The 458-nt window shown below is 32.8% G+C and carries 1 protein-coding gene; it reads right to left on the bottom strand.

What is annotated here, in order from left to right; translation table 11 throughout:
- Positions 1 to 66: 66 nt before the first annotated feature.
- On the bottom strand, positions 67 to 458 hold a 392-nt coding region (locus CP368_RS10175; protein ID WP_098046067.1), incomplete at its 5' end, for an aminoglycoside nucleotidyltransferase.

Below are 458 nucleotides of genomic sequence, written 5' to 3'. Positions count from 1 at the left end.
AACAGTTGATAAATAGCCATTTTTATAGGGGAGTATCAGAACTCCCCTACAAACTGTTATTTGCAGTTATCTATACTCATTTGGAATTTCGATATGAAATGTCTCACACAATAACTTCACATCATGTGCATCATTTTCATCAAACTCGTATCCCAGATGGAACATTACTTGACTATATGGTTCAATACAGGAAACCTCTATTTCCTCAATTCTTCCTTTACCCGAAAAAGTTTCTACCGGAAAACAATCCCCATCATAAAGAATTTCACCTTCGTCCGTATATTCAAAACAATGCAAATCAATAATTCTGTTTTTCAAATCTTCCCATACAGTATGGTTCAATGTTGTATATTCCATCTTAATCTCATAAAAGCCATTAGCTTTCATTATTTCTATAAAGTTCTGATAATCGTTCTTTTCTACAAAAATGTCAATATCATTATGGGCTCTTGACTGAT

Origin of the sequence: Lactobacillus sp. UMNPBX17, from assembly GCF_002553735.1 — a bacterium.
In the GTDB taxonomy this organism is placed as follows: Bacteria; Bacillota; Bacilli; order Lactobacillales; family Lactobacillaceae; genus Lactobacillus; species Lactobacillus gallinarum.
The sequence above is the reverse complement of the archived record's forward strand: the minus strand, read 5'-3'. Positions and strand labels throughout refer to the sequence as shown.